At 58.6% G+C, this 10,996-nt stretch carries 11 protein-coding genes; 4 read left to right on the plus strand and 7 right to left on the minus strand.

Annotated elements, in window-relative coordinates; translation table 11 throughout:
* Window positions 1-149 precede the first annotated feature (149 nt).
* From ACP2AU_RS05290 to ACP2AU_RS05305, 4 genes are read left to right on the plus strand one after another with little or no spacing between them, the layout of a single operon-like run.
* Complete coding sequence (locus ACP2AU_RS05290; RefSeq protein ID WP_426375057.1) at window positions 150-1,223, plus strand: extracellular solute-binding protein; 1,074 nt, start codon at window positions 150-152, stop codon at window positions 1,221-1,223.
* A 5-nt stretch (window positions 1,224-1,228) separates the two neighbouring features.
* Complete coding sequence (locus tag ACP2AU_RS05295; RefSeq protein ID WP_426375058.1) at window positions 1,229-2,323, plus strand: ABC transporter ATP-binding protein; 1,095 nt, start codon at window positions 1,229-1,231, stop codon at window positions 2,321-2,323.
* The gene (locus ACP2AU_RS05300; RefSeq protein WP_426375059.1) at window positions 2,320-3,180 is read left to right on the plus strand and encodes an ABC transporter permease; all 861 of its coding nucleotides are present in this window, start codon (window positions 2,320-2,322) and stop codon (window positions 3,178-3,180) included. The genes ACP2AU_RS05295 and ACP2AU_RS05300 overlap by 4 nt, the downstream gene beginning before the upstream one ends.
* 4 nt (window positions 3,181-3,184) lie before the next feature.
* Entirely contained in the window at window positions 3,185-4,045 is an 861-nt protein-coding gene (locus ACP2AU_RS05305; RefSeq protein WP_426375060.1) for an ABC transporter permease, read from the plus strand.
* A 36-nt stretch (window positions 4,046-4,081) separates the two neighbouring features.
* Here the strand turns inward: ACP2AU_RS05305 and ACP2AU_RS05310 are convergent, their stop codons facing one another.
* The 7 genes from ACP2AU_RS05310 to ACP2AU_RS05340 form a co-directional block, all read right to left on the minus strand.
* On the minus strand, window positions 4,082-5,494 hold the full coding sequence (locus tag ACP2AU_RS05310) for an alanine/glycine:cation symporter family protein (protein ID WP_426375061.1): 1,413 nt from the start codon (window positions 5,492-5,494) through the stop codon (window positions 4,082-4,084).
* 148 nt (window positions 5,495-5,642) lie between these two features.
* Window positions 5,643-6,086 carry a universal stress protein gene (locus tag ACP2AU_RS05315; RefSeq protein WP_426375062.1) on the minus strand — a complete coding sequence of 148 codons (444 nt, stop codon included), beginning with the start codon at window positions 6,084-6,086 and terminating at the stop codon, window positions 5,643-5,645.
* Between the two features lie 30 nt (window positions 6,087-6,116).
* The gene (locus tag ACP2AU_RS05320; protein WP_426375063.1) at window positions 6,117-7,403 is read right to left on the minus strand and encodes a TRAP transporter large permease; all 1,287 of its coding nucleotides are present in this window, start codon (window positions 7,401-7,403) and stop codon (window positions 6,117-6,119) included.
* Between the two features lie 38 nt (window positions 7,404-7,441).
* Complete coding sequence (locus ACP2AU_RS05325) at window positions 7,442-8,035, minus strand: TRAP transporter small permease (protein ID WP_426375064.1); 594 nt, start codon at window positions 8,033-8,035, stop codon at window positions 7,442-7,444.
* Window positions 8,036-8,138: 103 nt separating this feature from the next.
* The gene (gene dctP, locus ACP2AU_RS05330) at window positions 8,139-9,167 is read right to left on the minus strand and encodes a TRAP transporter substrate-binding protein DctP (RefSeq protein WP_426375065.1); all 1,029 of its coding nucleotides are present in this window, start codon (window positions 9,165-9,167) and stop codon (window positions 8,139-8,141) included.
* Between the two features lie 140 nt (window positions 9,168-9,307).
* Window positions 9,308-9,847 (minus strand): YqiA/YcfP family alpha/beta fold hydrolase, encoded by a 540-nt coding sequence (locus ACP2AU_RS05335; protein ID WP_426375066.1) that lies wholly within the window; start codon window positions 9,845-9,847, stop codon window positions 9,308-9,310.
* A gap of 13 nt (window positions 9,848-9,860) precedes the next feature.
* Window positions 9,861-10,880 carry an LLM class flavin-dependent oxidoreductase gene (locus ACP2AU_RS05340; RefSeq protein ID WP_426375067.1) on the minus strand — a complete coding sequence of 340 codons (1,020 nt, stop codon included), beginning with the start codon at window positions 10,878-10,880 and terminating at the stop codon, window positions 9,861-9,863.
* Window positions 10,881-10,996 lie beyond the last annotated feature (116 nt).

The following is a 10,996-nucleotide window of genomic DNA, read 5'->3' on the forward strand; positions in this document are numbered from 1 at the left end:
CGGTTGGCTGTCCAGATAGTGCAAAACGGAGACTTCGGTCTCCGTTTTTTTGTCTGGAGTTCACAAAACTGCAATACATGGTCTATAACTTCCTGATAACAAAACGTTAGCCTATTTCGGGCACCATCGTTTCAGGGGAATGAACCATCATGGCATTGCGCAAGACACGGATATCCGCACTGGCGACCTTCCTGGCCGCAACCACTGTTTCAGTCAATCTGTCAGCCGAAGAGCTGCGCCTCATTACCTGGGGAGGCTACGCCCCCGACGAGGTGGTGGCCCAGTTTGAGGAAGAAACCGGCATTGATGTGAAGATCACCCTCTCCAATAACGAGGACATGATCTCCAAGCTCAGAGCCACCGGCGGCGCCGGCTTTGATCTCGCGCAACCCAGCCAGGACCGCATCATCGGCGTGCAGCGCCAGTTCAATATCTACAAGCCCATTGATTACAGCCGCATCAACACCGATCAGCTTCAGGCGTCGATGGTGAAAGCCACGCAGGAGTCCACGGCCCTGAATGGGCAATTCTATGGCGTGCCCTCGGTCTGGGGCACCAGTGGCCTGATTGTGCACAGTTCGGTGGCGGACACCGTGACTGACTACACCGACCTGTGTGACCCGGCCGTGGCCGGCAATGTGAGCTATCGGCTGAAACGCCCGACCCTCATGGGCTTTGCCTTCGCCATGGGCCTGGACCCGTTTGCCGCCTACAACGACCGAGAACAGTACCAGTCCATCATGACGCAGGTGGAAGGCGCGTTGATCGACTGCAAGGACAATGTGAAAACCTACTGGACCGGCGGTGACCAGCTGCTGTCCCTGCTGCGTACCGGCGAGGTGACTGCGGCCATGGCCTGGGATGCCGGCGGCTGGAAGCTGAACGCGGAGAATCCGGAGATCCGTTTTGTGGCACCGGAGTCGGGCGCGCTGGGCTGGATTGATACCTTCGCCATTCCCCGCCGCAGTGAAAATGAGAGTGCCGCCTACCAGTGGATCAACTTTGTCATGCAGCCGGAAATTGCCGCCAAAATCACCAACGCTTCCGGTAACTTTACGGCCTCCAAAGGGGCGGACGAGTTCGTGCGGGCGGAACTGCGCGATGCCTACCGGGTGAGTTTTGATGACCAGGCGATCGATAACATCAAATGGTATCCGCCGGTACCGCCGGGTCTGGAAACCCTGGAAGGGCAGGTGCTTGATCGCGTCCAGGCAGCGAACTGAGCCCTATGCCAACCGAGTCTGATCTGTCCTGCAGCGGCCTGGTGCGCCGCTTTGACGATCATCCGGCGGTGGACCGGGTGTCGCTGGATGTGCCCGCGGGCACCTTTTTTTCGATCCTGGGTCCCTCCGGCTGTGGCAAAACCACACTGTTGAGGCTGCTGGCGGGCTTCGACAAGCCGGACGCCGGGGATATCTTCATTCGCGGCCAGCGCATGAACGATGTGGCACCGAACAAGCGCCCGGTGAACATGGTGTTCCAGCATCTGGCACTGTTTCCCACCATGACGGTCGGTGACAACATCGGGTACGGCCTTAAACGCAGGAAAGCACCCGTTGCCGAGCGCCGGAAGCGCATCGCCAGGGTGCTGGAACAGGTGGGCCTGCCCGGTCTGGAGAACCGCAATCCACAGGAACTGTCTGGCGGCCAGCGACAGCGGGTTGCCTTGGCGCGTTGCCTGGTGCTGGAACCCACCCTGTTGCTGCTGGACGAACCCCTGGGGGCCCTCGACCTGAAGCTGCGAGAGCAAATGAAGATCGAGCTCAAGCATCTGCAGAAACAGTTCGGCACCACCTTCGTTTACATCACTCATGACCAGTCCGAGGCCATGGTGATGTCGGACCAGGTCGCCGTGATGAAGAGCGGGCGCTTCGATCAGGTGGCGCCTCCTGAGGATCTTTACCGGGAACCGGCCACCCCGTTTGTGGCGGGCTTTGTAGGTGACAACAACCGGTTAGCGGGCAAGGTTGTCTCGGTGACCGGAGAGTTGGCCAGTGTTCGGCTGGACGACGGCGCGGTCGTCAGCGGCCGAATTGCATCGGCCGATCTGGCGCCTGGCGCGCGGGCCGAGCTGTATGTCCGGCCGGAATCGCTGGCCTTTTCCGGGGAGGGGCTGGCGGATGGTTTCTCTTCAATGCAAACCCGTGTGCGGACCACGTTGTTTGACGGTGCCAACAGCCGGGTTGAGGCGGAAACCAACGGCCAGGCAATCTTTGCCCGCCTGCCGCAGGACGGGAGCGCACCGAGCCTGGCAACGGGCGGCAACCTGACGTTGTCCTGGGACCCGAATCTGGCCCGTGTATTTGGAGCCCCGCCCCTGTGAACTCGCCGGTTAGTCGTTTGTCGCTCTGGTTGTTGCTGACCCCTTTTCTGCTGTGGATCGTGCTGCTGGTACTGGTGCCGCATCTGCAAATGCTGCGGGTGTCGTTTCAGGTGCGCGAGAGCTGGGACACCCTGGCCTGGGGGCTTCAGCAATACCAGAATTTCTTCAGTGAATCCTACTACTGGCGGACCTTTGTCCGCACCGGCGTGATGTCGCTGTTCACCACCTTTCTGACCTTGCTGATCGCCTTTCCGATTGCCTGGTACATTGCCCGCCTGGCCCGGGGCCGAAGTAAAGGTATCCTGTTTCTGGCCTGCCTGATTCCATTCTGGGCCAGTGAGTTAGTCCGTACTTACGGCTGGATGATTCTGCTGCGTGAGAGCGGGCTGTTCAGTTCCTGGCTGCAAGCGCTGGGCTGGGCCGATGGCCCGGTGGAAATGCTGTATAACGATGTCGCGGTAATCATCGGCCTCGTTTATAACGGCCTGCTGTTCATGGTGGTGCCGCTGGTGACCACCCTGGATGGCCTGGACGAGAATCTCGTGGAGGCCGGCTACGATCTGGGCGGTGGCCACTTCACGGTGCTGCGGGAGGTGGTTGTACCCTGGGCCATACCCGGTATTGTCTCCGGGTGCATTGTCGTGTTTATGCTCACGCTCGGCAGTTATCTGACCCCGGTACTGATGGGCGGTAAAGACAGCGCCTGGTTTACCGAGCAGATTTTCACCCAGTTCATCACCCGCTTTAACTGGGAACAGGGTGCAGCACTGGGCGTGCTTCTACTGTTTCTGTCTTCGCTGATTGTTTGGCTGGGCCTGAAACTCAGTGGCCAGTCGCTGCGCAAGGTGATGGGGTGATGTCATGATCCGCTCGGTGCCCCGGTCCCGTTTGTTCAACGGGCTGTATCTGGCCTATCTGGTTGCCTTTTTTATCTACCTGGCGTTGCCTCTGCTGGTAACCGCCGTGTTTGCGTTCAACGACGGACCCTTTCCGTCTCTGCCCTGGCAGGGTTTTACCCTCGACTGGTATCTGGCCGATGGCTCGGAGGGGCGCACCGGGTTGTTCCACGATGATGGCCTGCTCAGTGCCCTCTGGGTCAGTACCAAGATTGCCTTCTGGGTGACGGTGGGCAGTGTGGCCTTGGGTTGCCTGAATGCGGTGCTGTTTGAACGCCTGGAATTCCGTGGCAAGGAATTGCTGTACCTGCTGATGTTGCTGCCCCTGGTGATTCCCGGCGTGATTCTCGGGGTGTCGATCCTGGTGTTCTACAGTGGCATGGCCAACGATGTTTCCCGTCTTTGGGGTATTGAACTGGATGTGTTCCGGCCGGGCCTGACGCTGGTGGTTATGGGGCAGGTCACGTTCATCACCACGCTGGCAACACTGGTCATTGCCGCCCGTTTGCGCAAGTTTGACCGGCAACTGGAGGAAGCGGCGCTCAACCTGGGAGCAACACCGTTGGTGGCCTGGTTTACGGTCACCTTGCCCTGGTTAATGCCCTCCATTCTCGGGGCTGCAGCCATGGCCTTTCTGATGTCGTTCGAGAACTTCAATACCACGGTGATGCTGACCGGAAGCGATACGCCTCTTACCGTGGCCCTGTTCAATCGTTTGCGTGAAGGGTCTACGCCGGTATTGAACGCGGTCGCGGTATTTTTGATGGCGGTGTCGGCGCTGTTGGCGCTTGCCACTCTGGGGCGGCAGAAGGAAGGAAAAAACTGACCCCGGCAGGATGCCGGGGTCGGTATCAGGTAAGGCTCAGTGCCAGATGTTGCTGTCGATTTTCTCGTGCAGCTCAGGATAGTCCGCAGACTTGAAGTGAGGTACCAGGCCTTCCTTGCGTTGTGCCAGATAGTCTTTGGTCAGTTTTACCACCGTACCGGACAGCAGGACAATGGCAATCAGGTTGATGGTTGCCATCAGGCCCATTGAGGCATCCGCCGCGTTGAATACCGTGACCACCGCTTCGTAGCCTCCCCAGACCACCATACCCAGTGCCGAGAGTCTCAGTACCGTCAGCGCAAAGGTATTGCCGCCGCGCAGGTAGATCAGGGCGTTTTCGGCATAGGTGTAGTTGGCCACAATGGAGGTAAAGGCGAAAAACAGGATGGCGACGGCAATGAAGTAGCCACCGAAATCACCCAGATGCACTTCCATGGCCTGTTGGGTCAGCTGGGTGCCGGTAACCCCGGAGCCGGGCTCGAGCACGCCTGCCAGCAGGATCATGATAGCGGTTGCGGTGCACACCACGATGGTGTCCATAAACACACCAAATGCCTGGACCAGACCCTGGGACGAGGGGTGATGAGGTGCCGGGGTGGCGGTGGCGGCAATATTCGGTGCCGAGCCCATGCCGGCCTCATTGGAGAACAGGCCCCGCTTGATACCGTTGAGCATCGCTGCAGTAACAGAACCAGCCACACCGCCGGCGGCCTCTTCCAGACCGAAGGCGCTTTTTACAATCAACGCCAGAACACCCGGGACTTCCGTGATATTCATGGCCATCACCACCAGGGCCAGCAAGACATAAGCGCCGGCCATAAAGGGCACGACAAACTCAGCGAACCGGACAATCTTGCGCAGGCCGCCAAAAATCACGATGCCCGCGAACACCGCGATCACCACACCCACACCCAGTTTGGGCACGCCAAAGGCGCCTTGCATGGCATCGGCAATGGAGTTTGCCTGCACGGCATTGAATACCAGGCCAAAGGAAATAATCAGGCAAACGGCGAAAATGGCTGCAGCCCAGGGGGCTTTCAGCCCTTTGGAGATATAGACCGCCGGGCCGCCGCGGTACTGGCCATTACCGTCGCGCACCTTGTACAGCTGGGCCAGGGTGCTTTCGGCGTAGCCGGTGGCCATGCCGACCAGAGCTACGATCCACATCCAGAATATAGCGCCGGCGCCGCCCAGATAGAGGGCGACCGCAACCCCGGCCAGGTTACCGGTGCCAACGCGGGAGGCGAGGCTGGTGCACAAAGCCTGGAAGGGTGAAATTCCGTGAACGTCGCTTTCCCGGGAACCGCGAATGGCACGGATCATTTCGCCAAAGTTGACGAACTGTAGAAAGCCCAGGCGGATGGTGAAAAAGATGCCTACTGCAAGCAGACCATAGAGGAGGACGTAGCCCCAGATAATAGAGTTGAGAAAATCAACAATCGCAGTCATGGCTGGGCGCCTTGTGATTTGTGAATGGGAAGTAATCCAAGGCGACGCAGTCTAGCACGGTGAAAAAACGAGCAGACTGCGGAAATCCGTAATTGCCGGGCGGCGCAGGTTGTGCAGCCCGGCTGGTTGGGCGGAGGGGATTCGGGTATTAAGCGACCAGAACCGGGCACTTGGCATGGGAAGCGACGCGGTGTGAGACGCTGCCCAGAAACGTGCCATCTTTATCGCTGTTGGTCCCTTTGGTGCCCACCACAATCAGGTCAACTTCCTTGTCCTGGGCAAACTTCACGATTACCTTGGACGGCCGCCCCGCCTTGACAAACCCCCGCACTTTGGCGGCGCCGTGTTCTTTCGCCAGGGCCTTGGCGTGGTTCACCACGCCTTTAGCGTATTCCGACAGCACTTTGTCCGGGATGTCCATATCATCCGGCCGGCCAATAGACAGGGAGGCCTCGAACAGACTGTGATGCTTGTAGACGCAGAGAATGTAGATCTCGGCGTCCGGGATCAGTTTTTGCAGGTCAATGGCCTTATCCAGTGCTTTCAGCGACGTTTTGGAGCCGTCCACAGCGGCCAGAATCCGTTTAAACATACTGTTCTCCTTAGATCGGTGGCTGTGGACTTAATCCCTGAATGCGATGTCACGCAGGAACAGGGCAATATCCGGAAACGCGATAATCAGGCCGGCCGCGGCGACCAGCATGAAAATGAACGGCGGCGTGCCACGGATCACTTCCATATAGGGGCGTTTGAAAATCGCAATGGCAGTGAAAATGTCACAACCAAACGGCGGCGTTGCAGAGCCGATGGCTACTTGCAGAGTGATCAGTACGCCCACCAGTACCGGGTCCAGGCCTGTGGCCTGAATGGCCGGCGCAAAGATTGGCGTGAGCACCAGAATCACCACAATCGGGTCTACGAACATACAGGCGATGAAGAACGCCACACAAATGGCGATCAGCACGCCAATGGGCCCGGCTTCGTTTACACCCACCGCTTCCAGGATGGCCTGGGGGATCTGGGCGAAGGAAATGATCCAGGAGAAGCCGTTTCCGACAGCCACCAGAATGAAGACCACGGCGGTTATCAGGCCGGTGGACTTGGCAATCTTGTAGATGTCGTTGAGCTTGAGAGAGCGGAAAACCACAAACTCCAGCAGGAAGGCGTAAAGCACGCAGACTGCAGCCGCCTCGGTCGGGCTGAATATGCCGCCGTAGATGCCGCCCACGATGATCACCGGGAACATCAGTGGCCAGGAGGCATCGCGAACCGATATGGCCCGTTCTTTCCAGGTTGCCCTTTCTTCCGTGGGCACATTGTTCCGGTAGGCGTAGATCAGGCAGTAAATCGAAAACATGAACAGGATGAGAATGCCCGGGCCAATACCGGCAATAAACAATTCTGCAATCGACGTTTCCGAGATGACCCCGTAGATGATCATGCCGATACTGGGGGGAATCAGGAAGGCAATGTCGCTGGCGTTGATGATCAGCGCCAGGGTGAACGGGTCTGAATATCCCGCCTTGAGCATTTTCGGGCGCAGTGGTGAGCCCACGGCAACCACGGTGGCCTGGGTAGAACCGGAGACCGCCCCGAACAGGGTGCAGGAGGTGGCGGTGCTGATGGCCAGGCCACCCTTGATGTGGCCGATAAAGGACATGACCATGTTGATCAGACGGTCGGCGGACTGGCCCCGGGTCATAATATCGGCGGCCAGAATGAACATGGGGACTGCGATCAACGACGCCGGCCGGATGCCACCCATCATCTGCTGGATGAATGTGCCCATCTGGCCGAAGCCGTCGAACATCATTACAAAGCCGATCACCGCCGCGGTGGTCAGCGGAATCATCATCGGGAAGCCCAGAAGCAGCAGCCCGATCATGACGATCATCATAATAGTTGCCATGGTGTGTCTTTCCTTAACCTATGGGTTCGAGCTGTGCATCAGACTTCGGTTTCGGTATCGGCATAGCCGTCCACCACGCCCGTCGACAGGTACACGTCTTTGGTGGTGAAGTTTTTGATGGCGGTCAGCAGGTACTGGATACCGGTAATGGCAAAGCCCACGGGTGCCCAGATGTAGATCCACCAGATTTCAAAACCTAGCGCCGGCAGAATGCGGCCGCGGCTGTAAAGCGTCTGGATGTACTCGTACGAGTGGTAACAGAGAAAGAACATCACCACCGAGGTGAACAGGGCGATGACAATCATCAGTACTTTCCGGCCCTTGGTGGGGAAGGCATCGTACAGGGCCGACATACGGATGTGGCGGCCGTGCCGGGCAGCATAGCCAATGCCGGCAAAGGTGATCAGGATGATCAGGATTCGGTTGATTTCACCGGAAAAAAAGAGGCCTTCACTGAAGACAAAGCGGGCAATGACATTGGCACAGGTATTCACGGCCATCAGGATCACGCCGGCAGCAAGCATCACGGCTTCGATTTTCGAGATCCAGACATCAATGGTGCCAAGGAAGCCGGGCAGGCCGGATTCATAGTGGCCGGTATCGTCTTCGATCTCCGGGGAATTCTCGGACATGGATTCTGCTCCAGAACATGTCGCTCCCGGCGGGAAGAATCCCCGGCGGGGCGGGGTTAAGACCGGTTGCTGCCGCCAGGCGGCAACAACCGTTTGGTGCCGTTCAGTCTTGCTGAACTTCTTTCAGGTCTTCCTGGAACTGTTCCAGCAGCTCCTTGCCGCGCTCACCGGTCATTTCGATGAACTTTTCCTCAACCTGCGGGGCGCGGGCCTTGAAGGCTTCGATCTGTTCGTCGTTCAGACGGGTGACGGTGACCTCGTCGCTGTTGGACTGGATTTTTGACAGCGCCTCGTCAGCCAGGCCATCGATGTGAACGATGATTTCCTCAAAGGCAAAGTCGGCGGCGTCCTGCACCAGCTGCTTGTCTTCGTCGGACAGGCCATTATAGAAGTTCTGGTTGGCCATCATCGCGGTGGTGAACCAGCCATGGCCGGTGAACACCAGGTTCGGAGAGACTTCGTACAGGCCGCCGGACTCGATCCAGAAGATCGGGTTTTCCTGGCCCTGGATCATGTTGGTCTGCAGGGCGCCGTACACCTCACCCCAGGGCAATGGCGTGGGCGTTGCACCGAAAGCTGAATAGGTCTCGGACAGCAGCGGGTTGGTCATTACCCGGATTTTCTTGTTGCTGAACTCTTCGGGTGATGTGACAGGCTCGTCCACGGTCACCACCATTTCCCCCTCGGGATACATCTTCAGCAGTTCCAGGCCCTTTTCGGAGTAAAGCTCCGGGAAGTCCTCGTTGATCGCTTCACTCTCACGGAAGAACTCGATCACGGTCTCCATGTCGGTGGGCATGAGGTAGGGAATGAAGAAAATCTGCGCTTCCGGAATCAGAGAGCCGGTGAAACCCGGAGACTGGTTCACAAAGTTCAGGATGCCGGCCTGGGTCTGTTCCATGATGTCGTCGGATTCGCCCAGTTCACCGAAGCGATAGATCTGCAGAGTGTGGTCCGAGTTCTCTTCGATGTATTCCTTGAACTTGTATGCGAATACGTCCTGAACGTCGCCTTCGTATTCTTCATGGGCGTAGCGCCAGTTGGCGGCATTCACGGCATTTGCCGCAGTCAGGCCGGCAAATGCCAGCGCCGAAATACCGGCCAGTTTCCTGAATTTACTTGTGCTGCTCATCGGGTTGTCTCCGCTCTTTTTTTACGTTAATCCATTGTTACGTTATTAAAGACTGGCAAAACAAAGCGGTTTTCGCAAGGAAACACGGGAAATAACCCGCACGCAATTAGCCGATTAAGCCAAATTGCAAGTGCATGAATTCAGGATGGATTCGGGTTTTCAACGCACAGGGACAGGAACCTTCGGAACTCTTCTGCGACCCGCTGGACACTGTTTTCCAGCCGGTGTCCGTCGGCTAGAACCAGGGCCTCAATCTGCTGTCTCCGGGCCAGTTCCAGAACCGGCATTACCGGTACCACATCGTCGTTCCAGCCGTGGATGATGCGAGCGTGGCGGGCGCCGATCACCGGGTTGGACTCTGGATAATCCGGTAGCGCCAGTGCCGGTGCCAGCATAAAACAGCCCCTGACCGGAGTCTGTTCGCTGGTTCGGGCGCAGACCCAGCCACCCATGCTGGAGCCTGCCAGGATGGTCAGTTCGGGCCTGGCACCGACAGATTCCATGGTTTGGCGCATTTGCTTCAGGCGCTCGGCAGGATCTTTGGTGCTGCGGTGATCTACCGCCTCGGCATAAACGCCCGGAAACGTTTCAGCCACTCTCTTCAGCGCCTGGATCTTGGTACTGCCGGGGCCACTTTCCAGGCCGTGGGAGAGAAAAACGTAGAATGCCGGTTGAGCCATGATCAGGTTCTGCCTAGTTGATGGTTGCGTCGGAGTCGGTTCGCCGGAAACGGGTTTCGGCCAGGATGTCCAGGGCCTGCCGGCGCTTCTCCGGGTCGTGAATATCAATGGTAAACATCAGTTCGTCTACCTGGATGTTGGCCAGCAGGTCGTCGAGTTGCTGGCGCAGGTCTTCGCTGTTGCCCATGATCTGCAGTTTCAGGAAATCCCGCACCCCGGCCTCCTCGGCCAGATTCCATAGCCCGTCCATGGAGTCGACCGGCGGTCGCATCCACAGGGGCTGCCCGCGGAACAGGGCCAGAATGCGCTGGTAGCTGGTGGTGGCCAGATGCCGGGCTTCGTCCTTGGAGCCTGCCGGGATAGCGGGAATGGCCAACATGGCATAGGGCTGGTGCAACTGCTCTGAGGGCTGGAAGTTCTCGCGATAGACCTTCAGGGCTTCCCGATAAAGACGCGGTGCGAAGTGGCCGGCGAAGGCATAAGGGAGGCCGCGCATCGCCGCCAGTTGGGCACTGTACAGGCTGGAGCCCAGCAGCCAGATGGGGACATTGGTGCCGGCGCCGGGAATGGCTTTCACCGGCTGGCCCGGTTGCAATGGCCCCAGTAAGGTCTGCAGGCGAGCGACATCTTCCGGGAATTGCTCGGCCCCCAAGCCATCCCGGCGCAGTGCCCGCGCGGTGACCGGATCGGTGCCCGGCGCCCGGCCAAGGCCCAGGTCGATTCGGCCCGGATAGAGACATTCCAGGGTACCGAACTGCTCGGCAATCACCAGCGGTGGATGATTCGGCAGCATGACACCGCCGGAGCCAACCCGGATGCTCTTGGTGTTGCCAGCGATGTGCCCCACCAGTACCGAGGTGGCGGAACTGGAAATCCCTTCCATGTTGTGGTGCTCGGCCAGCCAGAAACGTTTGAAGCCGAGAGACTCCGCATGCTGGGCGTAGCGCACGCTGTTAGCCAGTGTGGTCGCCACGGAGTCGCCCTCGCGCACGGAGGCCAGTTCGAGCAGGGAGTAATCGGGTGTTCTGGACATGGGGTTCCCGTACCTGTGAAGAAACAACGGTGTTCAGCGTTTCACAATGACGCCAGCGGACGGTTTCTTCAAGGGTAATGACGGGAGGGGCAGGAGCATCCGCTGGTGCCGGATGC

Origin of the sequence: Marinobacter sp. VGCF2001, assembly GCF_049943275.1 — a bacterium.
Taxonomy (GTDB): Bacteria; Pseudomonadota; Gammaproteobacteria; order Pseudomonadales; family Oleiphilaceae; genus Marinobacter.